This window comes from Corynebacterium xerosis NBRC 16721 = ATCC 373 (genome assembly GCF_001552415.1).
Lineage (GTDB): Bacteria > Actinomycetota > Actinomycetes > Mycobacteriales > Mycobacteriaceae > Corynebacterium > Corynebacterium xerosis.
In genome coordinates this window covers 274,384-294,208 of record NZ_BCRD01000004.1, presented here as the reverse complement: position 1 = coordinate 294,208, position 19,825 = coordinate 274,384, and the positions used below count along the sequence as shown (strand labels likewise).

Genomic DNA, 19,825 nt, shown 5'->3' with positions numbered 1-19,825 from the left:
CGACCGGGGCGGATTACGCCTCGGTGACGGAACCGCCGGCGGCCTCGATCTTGGACTTCGCGGAGCCCGAGAACTTGGTGGCGGTGACGTTGACCTTGACGTCGATGTCACCGTTGCCCAGGATCTTCACCGGCTGCTTCGGGCGCACGGCGCCCTTGGCGACCAGGTCGGCGATGGTGACATCGCCGCCCTCCGGGAAGAGCTCGGCCAGATCCGCGACGTTGACGACCTGGAAGGTCACCTTCGCCGGGTTCTTGAAGCCCTTGAGCTTCGGCAGGCGCATGTGCAGCGGCATCTGGCCGCCCTCGAACGCCGCCGAAACCTGCTTGCGGGCCTTGGTGCCCTTGGTGCCGCGACCGGCGGTCTTGCCCTTGGACGCCTCACCGCGGCCAACGCGGCTCTTGTCCTTCTTGGCGCCAGGGGCCGGAGCCAGGTCGTGGAGCTTGATGGGATCAGTCATGATGTGCCTACTCCCCCGCCACTTCTTCGACCTCGACCATGTGACGCACGGCGTTGATCAGGCCGCGGACCTCCGGGGTATCCGGACGGACCACGGACTGGTGCCGGCGCTTGAGGCCGAGGGTGCGCAGCGAGTCCTTCTGGTTCTGCTTGGTTCCCGCGGTGCCGCGGAGCTGGGTGATCTTCAGAGCCATGTCAATCACGCTCCCTGACCCGCGCGAGCGCGCAGCATGCCTGCCGGGGCGACCTCTTCGAGGGTCTTGCCGCGACGAGCGGCGACCTCTTCGGGGCGCACCAGCTGCTTGAGGGCGTCCACGGTGGCGTGGACGACGTTGATGGCGTTGTCGGAGCCCAGGGACTTCGACAGCACATCCTGGATGCCGGCGCACTCGAGCACCGGGCGAACCGCGCCACCGGCGATGACGCCGGTACCCGGGGCGGCCGGGCGGAGCATGACGACGCCGGCGGCGGCCTCGCCCTGCACCGGGTGGGTGATGGTGCCGGCGATCATCGGAACGCGGAAGAAGTTCTTGCGAGCCTCCTCGGCGCCCTTCTGGATCGCGGCCGGCACCTCCTTCGCCTTGCCGTAGCCGACGCCCACGTTGCCCTCGCCGTCGCCGACGATCACGAGAGCGGTGAAGCTGAAGCGACGACCACCCTTGACGACCTTGGACACGCGGTTGATGGTGACGACGCGCTCCAGGTACTGGTTGCGCTCGTCCTGCTGGCGGCGGTTGTCGCGGCCACCGCGGCCACCGTCGCGACGATCGTCGCGGCGGTTGTTGTTGTTCTGGTTGTCGGCGGAGCCACGTCCGCCGTCACGCCGTTCACGTCCCGGCATCAGGCGTTCCTTCCGTAGAACTGATTGGTCTGCATCATTAGAACTTCAGGCCACCTTCGCGGGCGGCGTCGGCCAGCGCGGCCACGCGGCCGTGGTACTGGTAGCCACCGCGGTCGAAGACGACCGAATCGATGCCGGCGTCCTTGGCGCGGGCGGCGAGAACCTCGCCGACCTTGGCGCTGCGGGCCTTCTTGTCACCGTCGATCGCGCGGATGTCGGCGTCCAGGGTCGACGCGGCGGCCAGCGTGCGGCCGATCGAGTCGTCGATGATCTGGGCGCTCATGTGGCGCGAGGAGCGGTGGACCACGAGACGCGGGGTCTCGGCGGTGCCGCGGATGTTCTTGCGCAGGCGCGCGTGGCGGCGGGCACGGGCGACGCGGCGACGCGTCGAGATGTCCTTGCCGACAGGGAGGCGCTTTTCGTTGTTGTTGCTCATTACTTACCCGTCTTTCCGACCTTGCGACGGATCTGCTCGCCCTCGTAGCGGATGCCCTTGCCCTTGTAGGGGTCGTCCTTCCGCAGACGACGGATGTTGGCGGCGATCTGTCCGACCAGCTGCTTGTCGATGCCCGAGATGGACAGCTTGGTGTTGCCGTCCACGTCGAAGGTCACGCCCTCGGGGGCCTCGATGAGGACCGGGTGGGAGTAGCCCAGGGCGAACTCGAGGTCCTTGCCCTTCTTCTGCACGCGGTAACCCACGCCGAAGATCTCCATCTTGATGGTGTAGCCCTGCGTGACGCCGACGACCATGTTGTCGATCAGCGAGCGGGACAGACCGTGGAGGGAACGGTTCTTGCGGTGGTCGTCCGGACGGGCGACGACGATCTGGCCATCCTCCTGCGACGCCGTGATGGGCGCCGGGATGGTGGTGGACAGCTCGCCCTTCGGGCCCTTGACGGTGACGTCCTGGCCTTCGATGGTGGCGGTCACGCCGTTCGGGACGGCGATGGGGTTCTTGCCGATACGCGACATTGTTCGTTATCCCCCTTACCAGACGTAGGCGAGGACTTCCCCGCCCACCTTCTTGTCGGTGGCCTGACGGTCGGTCAGCAGGCCCTGGGACGTGGAGATGATGGCCACGCCCAGGCCGCCGAGGACCTTCGGCAGGTTGGTGGACTTCGCGTACACGCGCAGACCCGGCTTCGACACGCGGCGGACGCCGGCGATCGAACGCTCACGGGAGGGGCCGTACTTGAGGTTCAGGGTCAGGGTCTTGCCGACCTTGGCGTCCTCGACGCTGTAGTCCTCGATGTAACCCTCCTGCTTGAGGATTCCGGCGATGTTCGCCTTGATCTTGGACGACGGCATCGTGACGGTGTCGTGGTACGCGTTGTTGGCGTTGCGCACGCGCGACAGCATGTCGGCGATGGGATCAGTCATGGTCATGTTGAGTGACCGCATTCCTTTCTCGCTGCGGTTCCTTCCCACCCCATCACGTGATCCACGCGATTTTCGGGGCAACTGGCGCCAGCCGGGTTCAGTAGCCCGGTTGGCTCGCCACCCGATACGCGCGGGACGCTGTTTCGGGGCGGGGGGCCTTCAGCAAAGTTTCTGCTTGGCAGTCCGGCTCGGCCGCGCGGGTCGTCCCCGGGGAACCGGGGCACGGCTGATCGCGCGTCCATGGAGCGGACCGTTCGAACCTACCAGCAGGCCCCCTCACCTCCCAAATCGCCCCCGCCCCTTTCGCACGGCACGCTTGACGACGGCCCGGGCGGGCGTCGCAAAGCCGGGACGTGGCCCGAAATGCGCGAAACCCCGCCCGGGGCCGACCGTGTGGCCGACCCCGGGCGGGGCATTCACGAAGAAGTTCGGGTTTAGCGGATGTGCGGGGCGATGATGTCGCCCATCGCGTACTGACCCTTGATGGTCGGGTGGTTCGTCATCGGGCCCATGGCCGGATCCTGGAAACCGGCGACGAAGCGCTGGTTGTCATCCGGGTTGCAGGTGCCGTGGCCGATGGTGGCCTGGTACACGTCGATGAAGTTCGCGCCGATGTTGTGCGCGGCGTTGGCGATAGAGTCGCGGAACGCCTCCTGGATCTGGGTGCCGCCCGGGGCCGGGATCGGAATGGTCTGGCCCGGCAGGTTGACCAGGCAGAGCTGGTCGTTGGTGGCGTACTCCGGGTAGGAGGCCAGGTGGATCTGGACGCCCGGGGCGACCTCGCGGATGCGGTTGGCGGCGTGGCGCAGCTCCTGCTGGTACAGGGTGTCGTTCAGGTGACCCATGTTCTGCATCTTGCCCGCGACGTCGACCCACTGCAGGGCGTCCATGCCGCCGTACATGAAGACGACGTCCTGGGTGCCCGGGGCGATGTCGCCGTGCATGATCGCAGCCTCGACGTAGCCGACCAGCTGCACGACCGGGGCGCCGCCCATGCCGTTGCAGGACCAGTCGCCGAGGGACTTGCCGGCCTGATGGGCGGCAATCTTCGGCCAGTTCTCCATGTCGGTGGCGCAGTTGGCCACGATCGGGGTCTGGCCCTCCTCGAGGCCGCGCGGGCCGGACTTGCCGGCGTTGGCGGTGAAGGAGTCGCCGAAGGTGACGACCTGCTTGGCGCCGGTGCCCGTGGCCGGGTTGATGTTCGGGATGCCCGGAATGGCCGGAATGGCGGGCATGGCGGGCAGCGGCGGGAGGGAGGGCTGGGCGGCGGCGCCGGCGGCGCCCAGGCCGAGGCCCAGAACCGTGACGGCGGCGATAGTCGCGGAGCGGACCTTGGTGGAGAAAGACTTCTTCATGAGTGGAAACCGTGCCGTTTCTTGAGAGCGGTGTCAAGTCGCGGGCCTGCGGTTCTTACCGCATGTTCATCCAGTGCCCAGGGATGCCGATGTTACCGTGTCGCCCGACGTTCGTGATCGGTTTGTTACAAACTGCAGGTGGACGCGATTCCGGGAGAGCATTGGTGCGCACCATTTACACGCCATCATCACCAGCCGAACCTTCCCGACCCCCGCGCCTGACTCTAAAGTGATCTCCGTCACACCCAATTGGCTCCACCCGAATTCGGGGACGCGTCCACCACTCCCCCACGGAGCGGTCCACCTCCACCGATCACCCCAATGCGCCGTCCGGCCCGACGTCGACGCCTCGGCGCCACTCGATCCGCCCGACCTCGCCCCACCCGACCTCGCCCGGCCCACTTAAGCGTCCCCGCCCGGCATCGCTGCCCCCGCCCCCCGCCTCTGGGACACGGGCGCGCGCCGACGATCGGCATTTCGTGCCATATAGATGCCACCCTCGGCACGCCATTCGCGTTTGCGCAGGTCATGGGCTTCACATTTGAAGCGGTGGCACCTATATGGCACGAAACTCGGCGGGCCATGCCATCCGCCCGGCCGCGATCGACTGAGTGGGTTAGCGGCAGCCGGTGATTGGCGCGGACTGGTGATGGCGGACCCCGTAACGACGAAAACGGCAGGCTGCAGGACGAGTTGCTGCGGGCCGCGTCGGGACGGCGGCGGCAGGCGGCCGGGCAAGTTGTGGCGCCCCCGGCGGTCACGCTCCACGCGAGCCGTCGCAAAGCCCAAGCGCCGGCACGAGGCACCCCGGGCACGACGAAACCCCCGCCTCCTCGAAAGGAAGCGGGGGTCGCGTGCGCTCAAACCATGGCGCGGAAATCAATCGGCGCCACCCGAAGGAACTAGTCCTTGTTCTGGGCGGTCTTGAACGGGAAGCCGAGCTCGCGCAGCAGCGCGCGGCCCTCGTCGTTGTTCGTGGCGGTCGTCACGACGGTGATGTCCATGCCCCGGGGGCGGTCCATCTTGTCGATGTCGATCTCGTAGAACATGGACTGCTCGGAGAGGCCGAAGGTGTAGTTGCCGTGGCCGTCGAACTGCTTGTCCGACAGACCGCGGAAGTCGCGGATTCGCGGCAGTGCCACGGTCAGCAGACGGTCCAGGAACTCCCACATGCGGTCGCCGCGCAGCGTGACGCGGGCGCCGATGGGCATGCCCTCGCGCAGCTTGAAGTTGGCGATCGACTTCTTCGCGCGACGCAGCTCCGGCTTCTGGCCCGTGATCAGGGTCAGGTCGTTGAGCGCACCGTTGATCTGCTTGGAGTCGCGGGCAGCCTCGCCGACGCCCATGTTGACGACGACCTTGGTGACGCCCGGAATCTGCATGACGTTGTCGAAGGAGAATTCCTTCTGCAGGTTCTCGCGGATCTCGGCGCGGTAGCGCGCCTTGAGGCGGGGGGTGTAGTTCTCGCTCATGCTTAGATGTCCTTCCCGGTGCGACGGGAGATGCGAACCTTCTTGCCGTCCTCATCGAAGCGGTAGCCGACGCGGGTCGGGGTGCCCACTTCGTCGACGAGCATGACGTTCGACACGTGGATCGGGGCCTCCTGGGTGACGATGCCACCGGACGAGGCGCCACGCTCCGGAGTGGAGTTCGCGACGTGCTTCTTGATCTTGTTGACGCCGGAGACCAGGACCTTGTCGCGCGTCGGGTAGGCCTCGATGACCTCGCCCTGCGCGCCCTTGTCCGGACCCGAGATGACCAGGACGGTATCGCCCTTGCGGATCTTCACTTAAATCACCTCCGGTGCGAGCGACACGATCTTCATGAACTTCTTGTCGCGCAGCTCACGCGCGACCGGGCCGAAGATGCGGGTGCCACGCGGCTCGTTGTCGGCCTTGATCAGGACGGCGGCGTTCTCGTCGAACGAGATGTAGGAGCCGTCGGGGCGACGGGTCTCCTTCTTGGTGCGGACGACGACGGCGCGGACGATCTCGCCGGACTTGACGTTGCCGCCCGGGGCGGCCTCCTTGACGGTGGCCACGATGACATCGCCGATGCCGGCGAAGCGTCGGGTGGAGCCGCCGAGCACGCGGATGCACAGGATTTCCCTGGCACCGGTGTTGTCGGCGACCCGCAGACGCGATTCCTGCTGAATCACTACGGTTCTCCTTGACCTGGATTGCTGTGTGCGCCGGATTTCCGTCCCGTGCGCACGCGGTCTGATTCGGCTGCGAGCTTGGCGGGGGTCTCAACCGGGGCGTGGCCTGGTCGGATCGTGTCCGTGCCGTGCCGTGTGCCGCCGCGTTGACGCACTCCGCCACTCGCAACCCGTGAATTATTGCATGTGGCGGGGCCGGACCCCAAATCTCTTGCTTTGCGACGGCTCGTCGGCCCCGCACGGGGGCGGAGACGTCGCTCAGGGGCGGAGAGACGACGCTCAGGCGCGTTCTGCGATGGCGACGATGAAGTTGGCGTGTTCGTCGAACGGGAGCAGGTTCCAGGTGGAGAAGCGGTGCGTGATGCGCAGGCCCGCTTCGAAGGCGTCGGATTCGAAATCGTCGAGCGACCAGCCACGGCCGGCGCCGAAGCCCATGACCGCGCGGCCGTCTGTGGCCAGCGCGTCGCGGAAACCGATGAGGACGTTGCCGCGGTCGGCGGGGTCGATGAAGGTCAGGACGTTGCCGGCGGCGACGATGACGTCGAAGTCGCCGGTGGGGTGCTCGCCGGATTCGGCGGACTTCGGGTCCGCGTCGGCCGCGGCCAGGACCTCGGCGAGGTTGGCCAGGTCGCCGACCTTCCACGTGCCGCCGGGCTGGACGTCGCGGGCGACGGAGATCAGGTACGGGTCGATGTCCACGCCGACGACCCGGTGGCCCCGGCCGGCGAGGTAGCCGCCCAGGCGGCCCTGACCGCAGCCCGCGTCGAGGATGCGTCCGCCCCGCGGGGCCATCGCGTCGATCAACCGCGCTTCGCCGTCGATGTCGCGTCCCTGCGCGGCGAAATTCGCCCAGCGTTCCGCGTACCGGCGGGAATGGCCGGGGTCGGCTGCCACGATCTCGGACCAGGTGCGGTGCATGTTCATGGCCCCAGTATTGCGCACTCCCCCGCCCGGCGGCAGCTAGCGCCCGCCATCAGGCACGACGAAGCCCCCGCCTCCCCGGCGAACCGGGATGACGGGGGCGTCGCAAAGCGAAAGAGACTTCGCGAAGAACCGCTTAGCGGGCCTTCTCGATGATCTCGATCAGGCGGAAGTGCTTGTCCTTGGAAAGCGGACGGCACTCCTCGATGCGGACGCGGTCGCCGATGCCGGCTTCCTCGTTCTCATCGTGGGCCTTCACCTTGGAGTTGGTGCGCAGGATCTTGCCGTAAAGGGCGTGCTGCTTGCGGTCCTCGAGCTCGACGACGATGGTCTTCTGCATCTTGTCGGACACGACGTAACCGGAGCGGACCTTGCGGGCGCCGGACTCGGTCTGGTTCATGTTTTCCTCGCTCATGCCGCATCACCATCGGTGGGAGCGGCGGACAGGCCGAGCTCACGCTCGCGCATCACGGTGTAGATGCGGGCGATGTCCTTGCGGACGGCGCTCAGTCGACGGTTGTTGGTCAGCTGACCGGTGGCCATCTGGAACCGGAGGTTGAACAGCTCCTCCTTGGACTCCTTGAGCTTGGCGACCAGGCCATCGTTGTCCAGCGAGCGGAGCTCGTGGGCGGGAATGCCATTCGACATCAGTACTGATCCTCCTTCCGGACGACTCGGGTCTTGCAGGGAAGCTTCGCGCCGGCGCGCTTCAGCGCCTCGATCGCGGTCTTCTCGTCCGGGTAGGACATCTCGAACATGATGCGACCCGGCTTGACGTTGGCGACCCACTTCTCCACGGGGCCCTTACCGGAACCCATGCGCACGCCGAGCGGCTTCTGGGTCAGCGGACGGTCCGGGAAAATCTGGATCCACACCTTGCCGCCGCGCTTGACGTGGCGGTTGATGGCGATACGAGCCGCCTCGATCTGGCGGTTCGTGATGTACGCCGGCTCCATGGCCTGCAGGCCGTAGTCGCCGAACGTCACCCGCGTGCCGCCCTTGGACACGCCGGAGCGGTGCGGACGGTGCTGGCGGCGGTACTTGACGCGCTTCGGGATGAGCATTTAGCCCTCCTTCTTCTCGGAGGCCCGCTGGCGGCGCTGGCCACCACGACGCGGGCGCTCACGGCGGTCGCCGCGGCGCTGACCGTCGCGACCGGCGTTCATCTCGGACTCACGGCGGCCACCGATGACGTCACCCTTGTAGATCCACACCTTGACGCCGATGCGGCCGAAGGTGGTGTGGGCCTCGTGGGTGCCGTAGTCGATCTCCGCGCGCAGGGTGTGCAGCGGAACGCGACCCTCGTGGTAACGCTCGGTGCGGCCCATCTCGGCACCGCCCAGACGACCGGAGCACACGACCTTGATGCCCTTGACCTGCGGCTGGCGCATGGAGGACTGGATGGCCTTGCGCATCGCGCGGCGGAACGCCACGCGGTTGGTCAGCTGCTCGGCGATGGACTGGGCGACCAGCTTGGCATCCGCGTCGATGTTCTTGACCTCGAGGATGTTCAGCTGGACCTGCTTGCCGGTGAGCTTCTCCAGCTCACCGCGGATGCGGTCGGCCTCCGAACCGCGGCGACCGATGACGATGCCCGGTCGGGCGGTGTGGATGTCGACGCGAACGCGGTCACGCGTGCGCTCGATGACGACGTCGGAGATGCCGGCGCGCTCCAGGCCGGTGGACAGCAGATCACGGATCTTGATGTCCTCGGCGAGGTAGTCGGCGTACTGCTTGTCGGCGTACCAGCGGGACTTCCAGTCGCTGGAGATTCCCAGCCGGAGGCCGTGGGGATGGATCTTCTGTCCCACTACTGAGCACTTCCCTTCTGGCTCTCGACGACCACGGTGATGTGGCTCGTGCGCTTGCGGACGTGGAAAGCACGGCCCTGCGCACGGGGGCGGAAGCGCTTCATGGTCGGTCCCTCATCGGCCCAGGCCTGGGCGATGACGAGGGTGCGGGGGTCCAGGCCGAAGTTGTTCTCGGCGTTGGCCGCGGCGGACGCGACCAGCTTCGAGATCGGCTCGGAGGCGGTCTGCGGGGCGTACTCCAGCATGGAGAGCGCCTCGGAGACCGACTTGCCGCGGACCGTGTCCAGCACGCGACGGGCCTTCATCGGGGTGACGCGGACGAAACGCGCGGTGGCGCGGGCGGAGGTGATGTCGTTGCTCATGGCTTATCGACGTCCCTTCTTGTCGTCCTTGATGTGACCCTTGAAGGTCTTCGTGGGCGCGAACTCGCCCAGCTTGTGGCCGACCATCGAGTCGTCCACGAACACCGGCACATGCTTGCGACCGTCGTGGACGGCAAAGGTGTGGCCGATGAAATCGGGGAGAATCGTGGAGCGGCGGGACCAGGTCTTGATGACCTGCTTGGTGCCCTTCTCGTTCTGAGCGTCCACCTTCGCAAGGAGGTGCTCATCGACGAACGGGCCCTTCTTAAGGCTGCGTGGCATTCTCTGTTCCCTCCTTAGCGCTTCTTGTTCTTGTTGGTGCGACGGCGACGGACGATCAGCCCGTCACTCGGGCGGTTGGGCTTGCGGGTGCGGCCTTCCTTCTGGCCCCACGGCGACACCGGGTGGCGACCACCCGAGGTCTTGCCCTCGCCGCCACCGTGCGGGTGGTCGACCGGGTTCATCACGACACCGCGGACGGAGGGGCGCCAGCCCTTCCAGCGCATGCGGCCGGCCTTGCCCCAGCGGATGTTGATCTGGTCGGCGTTGCCGACCTCACCCACGGTGGCGCGGCAGCGCGCGTCGACGCGACGGATCTCGGAGGACGGCATGCGCAGGATGGCGTACTTGCCCTCCTTGCCCAGCAGCTGGATGGACGCACCCGCGGAGCGGGCGAGCTGGGCGCCGGCGCCCGGCTTCAGCTCGACGCAGTGGATGGTCGTACCGGTCGGGATGTTGCGCAGCGGCAGGTTGTTGCCCACCTTGATGTCGGCGTTGGCGCCGGACTCGACGATGGTGCCCTGCTTCAGGCCCTTCGGCGCGATGATGTAGCGCTTCTCGCCATCGAAGTAGTGCAGCAGCGCGATGTTGGCGGTGCGGTTCGGGTCGTACTCGATGTGAGCGACCTTGGCCGGCACGCCGTCCTTGCCGTTGCGGCGGAAATCGATGACGCGGTACTGGCGCTTGTGACCGCCGCCCTTGTGGCGGGTGGTGATGTGGCCGTGAACGTTGCGGCCACCGGTCTTGGACAGCGGGCGCAGCAGAGACTTCTCGGGAGTCGAGCGAGTGACCTCGCTGAACTCGGAGACGGAGCTCTGGCGGCGACCCGGCGTAGTCGGCTTGTACTTGCGAATAGCCATACTTTTGCTCTTCCTTAACTTCCTCGTCGACCAGCCGTTAGGCGGCCGAACCGCCGAAGATGTCGATGGGATCGCTGCCGGCCGCGAGAGTCACGTACGCGCGCTTGGTGGCCTTGCGCTGGCCGTAACCGGTGCGGGAGCGCTTGCGCTTGCCCTCACGGTTGACGGTGTTCACGCTGGCGACCTTCACGCCGAAGATCTCCTGGACCGCGATCTTGATCTGGGTCTTGTTGGCGTCGGTGTGGACCAGGAACGTGTAGACGTTCTGCTCCATCAGTCCGTAGGACTTCTCCGACACGACCGGGGCGATGATGATGTCACGGGGATCCGCGATGGTGGCCATTACTTCTCCTCCTCCGCACCGGTGTTGCGGGCGATGAACTCGTTGAGCGCCTGCACGGCGAACACGACGTCATCGGCCTTCAGCACGTCGTAGGTGTTCAGCTGGTCCTGCGACAGGGTGTGGACGTTCGCCAGGTTGTTGACGGACTTCCACGCCGTGACGTCCTCGCGGGGGAGGACGACCAGCACGGACTTGCGATCGGTCAGACGCTCGATGAAGGTGCGCGCCGACTTGGTCGACGGGGTCTGGCCGGCGACGAGCTCCTCGACCACGTGGATGCGGTCGTGGCGGACTCGGTCGGTCAGGGCGCCGCGCAGGGCGGCGGCCTTCATCTTCTTGGGGGTGCGCTGCGCGTAGTCGCGCGGCTGCGGGCCGTGGACGACGCCGCCGCCGGTCCAGTGCGGAGCACGGATCGAACCCTGGCGGGCACGGCCGGTGCCCTTCTGGCGCCACGGCTTGCGGCCGCCGCCACGCACCTCGGCGCGGGTCTTGGTCTTGTGGGTGCCCTGGCGAGCCGCGGCGCGCTGGGCGACGACGACCTGGTGCATCAGGGCGGTCGACACCTCGGCGTCGAAGATCTCGGCCGGGAGTTCCACGGAGCCGTTCACGCCACCGTCGGCGGTGTGGACGTCAAGCTTGAGGTTCGTCATGCGTGAGCACCACCCTTCACAGCGGTCTTGACAACCAGGAGGCCGCCGCGGACACCCGGAACCGCACCCTTGATCAGGAGCAGGTTGGAGTCGGCGTCGATCTTCTGGATCTTCAGGTTCTGGGTCGTGACCCGGTCATTGCCCATGCGGCCGGCCATGCGCTTGCCCTTGAACACGCGGGCGGGCGTGGCGCAGGCGCCGATGCCGCCGACGCGACGGTGCGCGGCCTGGTTGCCGTGGGAGGCGCCCTGGCCGGCGAAGCCGTGGCGCTTCATGGCGCCGGCGAAGCCCTTGCCCTTCGAGGTGCCGGTGACGTCGACGTACTCGATGTCGCCGAACACGTCCACGCCGACCTCCTGGCCGACCTCGTAAGAGGAAGCGTCGGGGGTCCGGATCTCCACGGTGTGGCGACGCGGGGTCACGCCGGCCTTCTTGAAGTGGCCGGCCTGGGGCTTGTTGGCCTTACGGGGGTCAATCTCGCCGTAGGCGATCTGGACGGCGTCGTAGCCGTCCACGTCCTTCGTGCGCACCTGGGTCACAACGCACGGCCCGGCCTCGACGACGGTCACCGGGACGACCCGGTTCTCCTCGTCGAAGACCTGGGTCATGCCGAGCTTCGTGCCCAGGATGCCCTTGATCTCGTTTTCACTCATTATCTAGTCTCCGCTGCCGTAGTCCAGGCTCACTGAATGTTGACGTCGACGGACGCCGGAAGGTCGATGCGCATGAGAGCGTCAACGGTCTTCGGGGTCGGGTCGAGAATGTCGATCAGGCGCTTGTGGGTGCGCATCTCGAAGTGCTCGCGCGAGTCCTTGTACTTGTGCGGCGAGCGGATGACGCAGTACACGTTCTTTTCGGTGGGCAACGGCACGGGGCCGACCACTCGGGCGCCCGTACGGGTCACCGTCTCGACGATGCGACGCGCGGACGCGTCAATCGCCTCGTGGTCGTAGGCCTTGAGCCTGATGCGGATCTTTTGTCCCGCCACGCTTGTCCTCTCCTCGGTCGGCGCGCCCTCGAGGGGCGTCGACCCTGTCATTGTCTTCTGTGCGCCGGTGTGCCTAGCCGGTCATGGCCAGCGCCAGATTTTCGATGCTGGGTTATCGCTTTCGTCGTGTGACCACCGTCGTCGGGCATGGCGCAGCACAGCGCCGATGCAATCCGAGAGGACGGTCATCCCCGTGCGCATGCACGGTTCACGACCGGATATCCCAGTTCAGGAGAGGCTCCCCCGAGTTGAAGCGTGGGTGCCCTGCCTACTGCCGCTGTGTATTTGCCATGCCAACCCCGGTCCCCGCGGTCGGGCGTGTCGCCCTCATTTTGACCGCAGGGCACGTCGCCGACCCCGGTTTCCCGGTTCCGGCTCTCGTGGCCATGCTCACTTCACCAGCGGCGTCTCCCGCGGCTGCGCCGGTTCCCTGGGGCCTGGCGGGGCTCGCGTCGATGACGCCGTGTTAAAGCAACCCGTGTATTAAAGCACGGCCCGGGCGTGTCCCCCAAATCTTTTCCCCGGATGTGACGAACATCGCTCCGCGGCGGCGGCGATCGGTCGTTCGGGGGCACAATGGACCCAGACGAGGGCGGCCCCGGTCGCCCGGGAAGGGAGACCGCATGTCCGGCCCATTGAATTACGGTCCCGATTCCGGCACCGATTCCGGTTCCGGCGAACGCGGCGTTGCGGCGGAGAAGGTGACCGGCATCGTCGCAAAGCAACTGCTTGACGACGGCACGGCGCCCGAGTCGCGCGGCCGCACCGTCATCGAGGACGTCGTGGTGACCAAGATAGCGGGCCTCGCCGCCCGGGAAGTGTCGGGCGTGCATTCGCTCGGCGGGGGCGGTGCCCGATTCGTCGGCGCGGTGCGCGAGCGGATCCCCGGCGCCGGGGTCGACGTGGCGCAGGGCGTCGCCGTGGAAGTCGGCCAGTTCCAGGCCGCGGTCGATGTGTCCATCGTCGCCGAGTTCGGGGTGGCCATCCACGAGCTCGCCGATGCCATCCGCGAGAACATCATCGTGTCGGTGGAACGGATGACGGGGCTGGAGGTCACCGAAGTCAACGTGACCGTCCACGACGTGCACCTGCCGCAGGACGACGACGAGGACGGCGACCATGACGGCGCCACACCGGCCCGCGTCCGCTGACGCGCGGGCGATTGCCGCGGCCGTGTCGGCGGTGCCGTCGGTGGCGGGCCTCGACTCGGGACGCCACGGCGAAATCGCGATGTTGTATCCCGGCGGGCGCGTGCTCGGACTGAGGTGGGCCAATGGCAGGTTGGAGATCCATCTGCGCGCCGCCTTCGATCCGACCGACCCGCGGCCCCTCGCCGAGACGTGTGAACTGGCCCGCGCCGCCGCAGCCGGGGTGCTGGGCCCGTCGGCGACTCTCGACGTGATCGTGTCGGACGTTGCCCTGGCCGCCCCGCTGGAGGGTGCCGTCGCCGGCGCCCGGGAAGAGGAGAGCTGACATGGAGTACCTGAAGTTCGGCGTGTACGCGGGCTTGCTGCTGGCCATTGCCGCGGCGGCCGGTGGATTGCCGGGATTCCTGATGGGCCTGGTGTTCGCCGGCGTCGGCGGCGTGCTCGGCGCCCACCGGGACGGGCTCATCGACCTGCGCGCGATGCTCGGTTCCGCCGGCCGCGGGAGGCGCTGACCATGGACGCGGCCAACGGCGCGACCACGAAAGCCACCGCCGACGTCACATCGAAGGTCACCCCGGACGACCCCGCAGCCGCGGCGGACGGCCGTTCCCCCGGGCGGGGAGCGACCGTCATCGGGGAACGCGCGGTGGAGAAGATCGTGGCCGCCGCCATCGATTCCGTCCCCGGCACCGTTTCCGCGGGCAGCGCCATCAACCGCATGGCCGGGCGCGCCTATCCCCGCGTCGACGTCCAGATCGACGCCCGGGGCGGATCCGTGACCGTGGAAACCGACGTCGCCGTGTCATGGCCGACGCCCGTGCGCGACATCGCCCGCATCGTCCGTGACACCGTCGCCGAGCGCGTGCGCGCCACCACCGGATTGACGGTCGCCCGATGCGACGTGCGCGTGGCCACCATCGTCGGCGCCGACGGCGACCGCCCGTGGAGCCTGGTCACCCGCGACGACGTTCTGAACCACGATCTCTCCCCTCGGTTGCGGACGCCCGTCGCCACTCCCCTGGGGGTGCGGCCGGTGAGCGCGCCTCGATCGGAACCGGCGCCGAGGCGGCGAGTGCGATGAACGCTCGAGAGCCCGCCGCCGATCCCGCGGCCGAACCCACCATCGATACCGCCGACGACACGACCATCGGCACCTCCTCGGCCAGGTCGCCCTCGCCTCCGGTGCCCCTGGCCGCGCCCGCCGCCCGGCCCGTCGCCTACCTGGTCGCGCTGACCCTGGCGGCCATCAGCGTCATCGCCGGCCACGATCTGCTGGCCCGGCTCGAGGCCATCGACCGCCCCGAGGTCATCGCGGGCTTCGTCGGCTGGCTGGACGGCCACGGATGGGACGCCGTGTTGCTGCCGGCCTCCATCGCCGCGATCCTCCTGGGCACGGCTCTCGTCCTGGTGGCGGTCAAACCCCGCCGGCGCACACACGTCCGGGCGCCCGGTGACGCCGACATGTGGCTGCGGCCCGTCGACGTCGGCCGCATCGCCTCGCGCACCGCCCGCCGGTGCCCCGGCGTCTACGACGCGACCGCTATCGCGGCACCCCGCGCGGTCACCGTGACCGTCGACGGCGCGGCATCCAACGGCGATGATCCGGCCGACAAGGTCCGCGACGCGGTGGCGGCCGAACTCGCCGGCACCGTCGCCGATCCGCCCGTCGTGAAGGTCCGCACCCTGCGCGGTGCAGAAGAACGGGAAAGGCGGCCCAGACGATGAAGCGTTCCACCGCCATCCTCGACCGACTGGTCGCCGGGCTGCTCGGGGCCATCTGCCTCGTCGCCGGCCTGCTCGGCCTCGCCGCGCAGTACGGGATCGCTCCCTTCTCGGAATGGACCGACGGCCTCCGCCCATCCCGTTTGCCCGGGCACGTCGCCGCCGACTGGTTCACCTGGGCCCTAGCCGGTGCCGCCGTCACCGCCATCGTTTTGTCCATCGCCCTCCTCGCGGCGAACCTCGACCGGCGGCTGACCCGCACCCGCATCGACGAGGCGTCCGACGACACCGGCGAACTTCGGTTCCACCTCTCGGATGTGGCGGAGGCCGTCGCAAAGCACCTGCAGCTTCACGACGGCATACGCCGCGCCCGGGGCCGAGCCGAAGTGGACAGGGGCGCCGACGTCATCACCGTGATCATCGACGCCAACCACGACGCCGACGTCGAATCGATCCGGCGCACGTGCGAGGTCGCCTCCGCCGACGTCACCGCGGCGGTCGGCGACACGTGCGCCGGAACCCGGTTCCTCATCCACCTCGATCCGCCCCCGAACCGCTGAAACGGGCCCACGGCCGGGCCCCGCACCGCTGATCCCCCGCCGCGCTCGGCACCCCGGGCGCCGAGCCGCACCCCGCACACGAAAAGAGGGCCCCGCCTCCCGAGTAACTCGGGAAGCGGGGCCCTCTTTCAGGCCGCGGGTGAATTCACCGGCCAGGCCGGCGAACTCGATCCGCTAGAGCAACAAGACTTACTTGTTGATCTTGGTGACGCGGCCGGCGCCGACGGTGCGGCCACCCTCGCGGATGGCGAAGCGCAGGCCCTCGTCCATCGCAACCGGCTGGATCAGGGTGACGGACATGTCGACGTTGTCGCCCGGCATGACCATCTCGGTGCCCTCCGGCAGCTTCACGACGCCGGTGACGTCGGTGGTGCGGAAGTAGAACTGCGGACGGTAGTTGTCGAAGAACGGGGTGTGGCGGCCGCCCTCGTCCTTGGCCAGGATGTAGACGGAGCCCTCGAACTCGGTGTGCGGGGTGTAGGCGCCCGGCTTCGCGATGATCTGGCCGCGCTCGATGTCCTCGCGCTTGATGCCGCGGAGCAGCAGGCCACAGTTGTCGCCGGCCTCGGCGGAGTCCAGCAGCTTGCGGAACATCTCGATGCCGGTGACGGTGGTGGTCTGGGACTTCTCCTGGATGCCCAGGATCTCGACCTCGTCGTTGACCTTCAGGGTGCCGCGCTCCACGCGACCGGTGGCGACGGTGCCGCGGCCGGTGATGGTGAAGATGTCCTCGACGGGCATCAGGAACGGCTTGTCGGTCTCGCGGACCGGGTCCGGAACGTTCTCGTCGACGGCGTTCATGAGCTCGACGATGGAGTCGACCCACTTCTCTTCGCCATTGAGGGCGCCCAGGGCGGAGATGTGCACGATCGGGGCCTCCTCGTCGTAGTCCTGCTCGGCGAGAAGCTCACGCACCTCCATCTCCACGAGCTCGATGATCTCCTCATCGTCGACCATGTCGCACTTGTTCAGGGCGACGAGGATGTAGGGGACGCCGACCTGGCGGGCCAGGAGGACGTGCTCACGGGTCTGCGGCATCGGGCCGTCGGTGGCGGCCACGACCAGGATCGCGCCGTCCATCTGGGCGGCACCGGTGATCATGTTCTTGATGTAGTCCGCGTGACCCGGGGCATCGACGTGCGCGTAGTGGCGCTTCTCCGTCTGGTACTCAACGTGGGACACGTTGATGGTGATGCCGCGCTCCTTCTCCTCCGGCGCCTTGTCGATGGCGTCGTAGGCGAAGGACTCGTTCAGGTCCGGGTACTTGTCGGCCAGCACCTTGGTGATGGCAGCCGTGGTGGTGGTCTTGCCATGGTCGACGTGACCGATGGTGCCGATGTTGACGTGCGGCTTCGTACGCTCGAACTTCGCCTTCGCCACTGTTAGTCCTCCTGGACGTCATGGTGGCCACGACTTTCGTAGCCACAGATTGTGGTCGCCCACTCCCACGTCTCTGCGAAACCCGACGAAAGACGGTGTTTCAGGACGTAAAGAAGGGAGCGGACAGTGCATTTTCACTGTGCCAGTTACACGATCCTAGTGGGAGGGCCGGGCCCATATCAAACTCGGCTCCCCCGGATCGCTTACGGGGTAACGGCCTGCACCGCGCACCACCTCCGACGCCGGGAAACTTCATCCGGATCAGCGGTGAAAAGTGCGGGCCGCTACCCCTCCCCGATCCGCGGCACTGCGGATCGGGCGGGGATTTTCGACCGCTCCGGCCCTTCCCGCAATTGGTGCGGTACGGGCCGGCGGGCCTGGACCCTGCACCGGAAGCGATTCCGGTGCGGGCCCGAACGCGGGCTTAGTTGCCGGTGCGCTCGGAGATGATCTCTTGGGCCACGGAGGAGGGGACCTCGGCGTAGGAGTCGAAGATCATCGTGTAGTTCGCGCGGCCCTGCGTCTTGGAACGCAGGTCGCCGACGTAACCGAACATCTCGGACAGCGGGACCAGGGCCTTGACGGCCTTGACGCCCGTGCGGTCCTCCATGGAGTTGACCTGGCCACGGCGGGAGTTGATGTCGCCGATGACCTCGCCCATGTACTCCTCGGGGGTGATGACCTCGACGGCCATCATCGGCTCGAGCAGGACCGGCTTCGCCTTCTGCACGGCCTCCTTCAGAGCCATCGAGCCGGCGATCTTGAACGCCATCTCGGAGGAGTCGACCTCGTGGTACTGACCGTCGAGCAGGGTCGCCTTGATGTTGACCAGCGGGAAGCCCGCCAGGGTGCCGTACTGCATGGCGTCCTGGATGCCGGCGTCGACGGAGGGGATGTACTCCTTCGGCACGCGGCCGCCGGTGACGGCGTTGTCGAACTTGTAGGTCGCCGACTCGCCCTCCTCCAGCTCGTCCTGGTTCGGGGCGTAGGGCTCGAGCGAGATGATGACCTTCGCGAACTGGCCGGAACCACCGGTCTGCTTCTTGTGCGTGTAGTCGTACTTCTCGACCGGCTTGCGGATCGTCTCGCGGTACGCGACCTGCGGGGCGCCGACGTTGGCCTCGACCTTGAACTCGCGCTTCATGCGGTCGACCAGGACGTCGAGGTGGAGCTCGCCCATGCCGCCGATGACGGTCTGGCCGGTCTCCTCGTCCAGCTTGACGGTGAAGGTCGGGTCCTCTTCGGCCAGGCGCTGGATCGCGGTGCCCAGCTTCTCCTGGTCGGCCTTCGACTTCGGCTCGATGGCCACGGAGATGACCGGGTCCGGGAAGGTCATGGACTCGAGCACGACCGGGGCGTCCTGGGCGCAGAGGGTGTCACCGGTGGTGGTGTCCTTCAGGCCGATGAACGCGTAGATGTTGCCGGCCACGGCCTCGTCGACCGGGTTCTCCTTGTTGGCGTGCATCTGGAACAGCTTGCCGACGCGCTCCTTCTTCTCCTTGGTGGAGTTGAGCACCTGGGCGCCCGGCTCCACGCGACCGGAGTAGACGCGGACGAAGGTCAGCTTGCCGAAGAACGGGTGCGCGGCGATCTTGAAGGCCAGCGCGGAGAACGGCTCGTCGGCGGACGGCTTGCGGGTGAGGTCGACGGACTCGTCGCCCACCTGGTGGCCGTGGACCTCGCCGACGTCCAGCGGGGTCGGCAGGAAGTCGACGACCGCGTCGAGCAGGGGCTGGACGCCCTTGTTCTTGTAGGCGGTGCCGCAGTAGACCGGGTAGATCTCGGAGTTGACGACCATCTTGCGGATGGCGCCCTTGATCTCGTCGATGGTCAGCTCTTCGCCGCCGAAGTACTTCTCCATGAGCTCTTCGTCGGACTCGGCGACGGTCTCCACGAGCTTCTCGCGGTACTCGTTGGCCTTGTCGACGAGATCCGCGGGGATCTCCTCGATGGTGGCCTCGGTGCCGATCTGGGTCTTGCCGCGCCAGGTCAGGGCCTTCATCTGCAGCAGGTCGACGACGCCGTCGAAGTCGTCCTCGGCGCCGATCGGGAGCTGCATCACCAGCGGCTTGGCGCCGAGGCGATCGATGATGGTGCCGACGGTGTACTCGAAGTCGGCGCCCAGCTTGTCCATCTTGTTGACGAAGCAGATGCGGGGGACGTCGTACTTCTGGGCCTGTCGCCAGACCTGCTCCGACTGGGGCTCGACGCCCTCCTTGCCGTCGAAGACGGCGACGGCGCCATCGAGCACGCGCAGCGAGCGCTCGACCTCGACGGTGAAGTCGACGTGGCCCGGCGTGTCGATGATGTTGATCTGGTTGTCGTTCCAGAAGCAGGTGACGGCGGCGGACGTGATGGTGATGCCGCGCTCCTTCTCCTGCTCCATCCAGTCGGTGGTCGCGCCACCATCGTGCGTCTCGCCGACCTTGCGGTTGATGCCCGTGTAGTAAAGGATGCGCTCGGTCGTGGTGGTCTTACCGGCATCGATGTGAGCCATGATGCCGATGTTGCGGACCTTGTGCAGGTCCTTCTTTACGGGAAGTGCGCCTTCTGCCACTTGATTCCCCACTCGTTTCAAATCGTGTGGCGGGGGCATCGGACGCTATCG

General features: G+C 67.5%; 30 protein-coding genes. 6 read left to right on the top strand and 24 right to left on the bottom strand.

Annotation, left to right across the window (positions count from 1 at the left end; genetic code table 11):
- Nucleotides 1–13: 13 nt before the first annotated feature.
- The 22 genes from rplO to rpsJ form a co-directional block, all read right to left on the bottom strand.
- The gene (gene rplO, locus CX1_RS08650) at nucleotides 14–460 is read right to left on the bottom strand and encodes a 50S ribosomal protein L15 (protein ID WP_060925529.1); all 447 of its coding nucleotides are present in this window, start codon (nucleotides 458–460) and stop codon (nucleotides 14–16) included.
- Nucleotides 461–467: 7 nt separating this feature from the next.
- Nucleotides 468–653 (bottom strand): 50S ribosomal protein L30, encoded by a 186-nt coding sequence (gene rpmD, locus CX1_RS08645; protein WP_035121291.1) that lies wholly within the window; start codon nucleotides 651–653, stop codon nucleotides 468–470.
- Between the two features lie 5 nt (nucleotides 654–658).
- Entirely contained in the window at nucleotides 659–1,300 is a 642-nt protein-coding gene (rpsE, locus tag CX1_RS08640; RefSeq protein ID WP_048740108.1) for a 30S ribosomal protein S5, read from the bottom strand.
- A gap of 37 nt (nucleotides 1,301–1,337) precedes the next feature.
- Nucleotides 1,338–1,736: a 50S ribosomal protein L18 gene (gene rplR, locus CX1_RS08635; RefSeq protein ID WP_046650843.1), complete on the bottom strand. Its 399-nt coding sequence runs from the start codon at nucleotides 1,734–1,736 to the stop codon at nucleotides 1,338–1,340.
- Entirely contained in the window at nucleotides 1,736–2,272 is a 537-nt protein-coding gene (gene rplF, locus CX1_RS08630; RefSeq protein ID WP_046650844.1) for a 50S ribosomal protein L6, read from the bottom strand. The genes rplR and rplF overlap by 1 nt, the downstream gene beginning before the upstream one ends.
- Nucleotides 2,273–2,287: 15 nt before the next feature.
- Nucleotides 2,288–2,686 (bottom strand): 30S ribosomal protein S8, encoded by a 399-nt coding sequence (gene rpsH / locus CX1_RS08625; protein WP_046650845.1) that lies wholly within the window; start codon nucleotides 2,684–2,686, stop codon nucleotides 2,288–2,290.
- Nucleotides 2,687–3,114: 428 nt separating this feature from the next.
- A complete protein-coding gene (locus CX1_RS08620; protein ID WP_046650846.1) occupies nucleotides 3,115–4,035 on the bottom strand; it encodes a GDSL-type esterase/lipase family protein in 921 nt (306 codons plus the stop codon).
- A gap of 902 nt (nucleotides 4,036–4,937) precedes the next feature.
- Nucleotides 4,938–5,507, bottom strand: a complete 570-nt coding sequence (rplE, locus tag CX1_RS08615) for a 50S ribosomal protein L5 (RefSeq protein WP_046650847.1) — start codon at nucleotides 5,505–5,507, stop codon at nucleotides 4,938–4,940.
- 2 nt (nucleotides 5,508–5,509) lie between these two features.
- Nucleotides 5,510–5,824 carry a 50S ribosomal protein L24 gene (gene rplX, locus CX1_RS08610; RefSeq protein WP_060925528.1) on the bottom strand — a complete coding sequence of 105 codons (315 nt, stop codon included), beginning with the start codon at nucleotides 5,822–5,824 and terminating at the stop codon, nucleotides 5,510–5,512.
- Nucleotides 5,825–6,193, bottom strand: coding sequence for a 50S ribosomal protein L14 (gene rplN / locus CX1_RS08605; RefSeq protein WP_046650849.1), 369 nt, complete (start codon nucleotides 6,191–6,193; stop codon nucleotides 5,825–5,827).
- Between the two features lie 279 nt (nucleotides 6,194–6,472).
- Nucleotides 6,473–7,117, bottom strand: a complete 645-nt coding sequence (locus tag CX1_RS08600; protein WP_371440295.1) for a class I SAM-dependent methyltransferase — start codon at nucleotides 7,115–7,117, stop codon at nucleotides 6,473–6,475.
- Between the two features lie 133 nt (nucleotides 7,118–7,250).
- Nucleotides 7,251–7,529, bottom strand: a complete 279-nt coding sequence (gene rpsQ / locus CX1_RS08595) for a 30S ribosomal protein S17 (RefSeq protein WP_046650851.1) — start codon at nucleotides 7,527–7,529, stop codon at nucleotides 7,251–7,253.
- Nucleotides 7,526–7,762, bottom strand: a complete 237-nt coding sequence (gene rpmC / locus CX1_RS08590; protein ID WP_035121313.1) for a 50S ribosomal protein L29 — start codon at nucleotides 7,760–7,762, stop codon at nucleotides 7,526–7,528. The genes rpsQ and rpmC overlap by 4 nt, the downstream gene beginning before the upstream one ends.
- Nucleotides 7,762–8,178, bottom strand: coding sequence for a 50S ribosomal protein L16 (rplP, locus tag CX1_RS08585; protein ID WP_046650852.1), 417 nt, complete (start codon nucleotides 8,176–8,178; stop codon nucleotides 7,762–7,764). Before rplP ends, rpmC begins: the two co-directional genes overlap by 1 nt.
- Nucleotides 8,179–8,925, bottom strand: coding sequence for a 30S ribosomal protein S3 (rpsC, locus tag CX1_RS08580; protein WP_046650853.1), 747 nt, complete (start codon nucleotides 8,923–8,925; stop codon nucleotides 8,179–8,181).
- Nucleotides 8,925–9,287: a 50S ribosomal protein L22 gene (rplV, locus tag CX1_RS08575; protein ID WP_046650854.1), complete on the bottom strand. Its 363-nt coding sequence runs from the start codon at nucleotides 9,285–9,287 to the stop codon at nucleotides 8,925–8,927. Before rplV ends, rpsC begins: the two co-directional genes overlap by 1 nt.
- 3 nt (nucleotides 9,288–9,290) lie before the next feature.
- Complete coding sequence (rpsS, locus tag CX1_RS08570; protein ID WP_013241207.1) at nucleotides 9,291–9,569, bottom strand: 30S ribosomal protein S19; 279 nt, start codon at nucleotides 9,567–9,569, stop codon at nucleotides 9,291–9,293.
- Between the two features lie 14 nt (nucleotides 9,570–9,583).
- Nucleotides 9,584–10,426, bottom strand: coding sequence for a 50S ribosomal protein L2 (gene rplB, locus CX1_RS08565; RefSeq protein ID WP_046650855.1), 843 nt, complete (start codon nucleotides 10,424–10,426; stop codon nucleotides 9,584–9,586).
- Nucleotides 10,427–10,463: 37 nt separating this feature from the next.
- Nucleotides 10,464–10,769: a 50S ribosomal protein L23 gene (rplW, locus tag CX1_RS08560; RefSeq protein WP_060925527.1), complete on the bottom strand. Its 306-nt coding sequence runs from the start codon at nucleotides 10,767–10,769 to the stop codon at nucleotides 10,464–10,466.
- Entirely contained in the window at nucleotides 10,769–11,419 is a 651-nt protein-coding gene (gene rplD / locus CX1_RS08555; protein ID WP_046650856.1) for a 50S ribosomal protein L4, read from the bottom strand. Before rplD ends, rplW begins: the two co-directional genes overlap by 1 nt.
- A complete protein-coding gene (rplC, locus tag CX1_RS08550; RefSeq protein ID WP_046650857.1) occupies nucleotides 11,416–12,072 on the bottom strand; it encodes a 50S ribosomal protein L3 in 657 nt (218 codons plus the stop codon). Before rplC ends, rplD begins: the two co-directional genes overlap by 4 nt.
- A gap of 29 nt (nucleotides 12,073–12,101) precedes the next feature.
- On the bottom strand, nucleotides 12,102–12,407 hold the full coding sequence (rpsJ, locus tag CX1_RS08545) for a 30S ribosomal protein S10 (protein WP_035121337.1): 306 nt from the start codon (nucleotides 12,405–12,407) through the stop codon (nucleotides 12,102–12,104).
- A 623-nt stretch (nucleotides 12,408–13,030) separates the two neighbouring features.
- Between rpsJ and CX1_RS08540 the strand changes: the two genes are divergently transcribed.
- From CX1_RS08540 to CX1_RS08515, 6 genes are read left to right on the top strand one after another with little or no spacing between them, the layout of a single operon-like run.
- Nucleotides 13,031–13,558, top strand: coding sequence for an Asp23/Gls24 family envelope stress response protein (locus CX1_RS08540; protein ID WP_082719244.1), 528 nt, complete (start codon nucleotides 13,031–13,033; stop codon nucleotides 13,556–13,558).
- The gene (locus CX1_RS08535) at nucleotides 13,527–13,880 is read left to right on the top strand and encodes a hypothetical protein (RefSeq protein WP_046650858.1); all 354 of its coding nucleotides are present in this window, start codon (nucleotides 13,527–13,529) and stop codon (nucleotides 13,878–13,880) included. The genes CX1_RS08540 and CX1_RS08535 overlap by 32 nt, the downstream gene beginning before the upstream one ends.
- A 1-nt stretch (nucleotide 13,881) precedes the next feature.
- Entirely contained in the window at nucleotides 13,882–14,067 is a 186-nt protein-coding gene (locus CX1_RS08530) for a hypothetical protein (RefSeq protein WP_046650859.1), read from the top strand.
- 2 nt (nucleotides 14,068–14,069) lie between these two features.
- Nucleotides 14,070–14,636: an Asp23/Gls24 family envelope stress response protein gene (locus tag CX1_RS08525; RefSeq protein ID WP_060925526.1), complete on the top strand. Its 567-nt coding sequence runs from the start codon at nucleotides 14,070–14,072 to the stop codon at nucleotides 14,634–14,636.
- Entirely contained in the window at nucleotides 14,633–15,280 is a 648-nt protein-coding gene (locus CX1_RS08520) for a DUF6286 domain-containing protein (RefSeq protein WP_052753267.1), read from the top strand. The genes CX1_RS08525 and CX1_RS08520 overlap by 4 nt, the downstream gene beginning before the upstream one ends.
- Nucleotides 15,277–15,837 carry an Asp23/Gls24 family envelope stress response protein gene (locus tag CX1_RS08515; RefSeq protein ID WP_046650862.1) on the top strand — a complete coding sequence of 187 codons (561 nt, stop codon included), beginning with the start codon at nucleotides 15,277–15,279 and terminating at the stop codon, nucleotides 15,835–15,837. Before CX1_RS08520 ends, CX1_RS08515 begins: the two co-directional genes overlap by 4 nt.
- 189 nt (nucleotides 15,838–16,026) lie before the next feature.
- Here the strand turns inward: CX1_RS08515 and tuf are convergent, their stop codons facing one another.
- Together tuf and fusA are read right to left on the bottom strand one after the other, a co-directional pair.
- Complete coding sequence (gene tuf, locus CX1_RS08510) at nucleotides 16,027–17,217, bottom strand: elongation factor Tu (protein ID WP_046650863.1); 1,191 nt, start codon at nucleotides 17,215–17,217, stop codon at nucleotides 16,027–16,029.
- A gap of 424 nt (nucleotides 17,218–17,641) precedes the next feature.
- The gene (gene fusA / locus CX1_RS08505) at nucleotides 17,642–19,813 is read right to left on the bottom strand and encodes an elongation factor G (RefSeq protein ID WP_046650864.1); all 2,172 of its coding nucleotides are present in this window, start codon (nucleotides 19,811–19,813) and stop codon (nucleotides 17,642–17,644) included.
- Nucleotides 19,814–19,825: the final 12 nt, after the last annotated feature.